The organism is Loktanella sp. IMCC34160 (assembly GCF_004145845.1).
GTDB lineage: Bacteria > Pseudomonadota > Alphaproteobacteria > Rhodobacterales > Rhodobacteraceae > SELP01.
The window spans coordinates 1-255 of the sequence record NZ_SELP01000021.1 but is presented as its reverse complement, the minus strand read 5'-3'; the positions used below and the strand labels follow the sequence as shown (position 1 = coordinate 255).

1 pseudogene is annotated in these 255 nt (G+C 68.2%); it reads right to left on the bottom strand.

What is annotated here, in order from left to right:
* A pseudogene (locus EU803_RS18470) lies at window positions 1–255 on the bottom strand (electron transfer flavoprotein subunit alpha/FixB family protein); the annotation flags it as partial.

Here is a 255-nt window from a genome sequence, read left to right as displayed (position 1 = left end):
GCGAAGTCGTCCTTCGAACCCACGCCACGCCCGCCCGAGACCACGATCCCGGCCGAGGTCAGTTCCGGACGGTCGCTTGCGGCAACCTTGTCTTCCACCCAGGACGACAGGGCCGGATCGGCGGCGGTGCCGATGGTTTCGACCGTGGCCGACCCGCCGGTTTCCGCGGCCTCGAAGCTCGAGGTCCGGATCGACACGACCTTGGTCGCATCGCCCGATTTCACGGTCTGGATCGCGTTGCCCGCGTAGATCGGC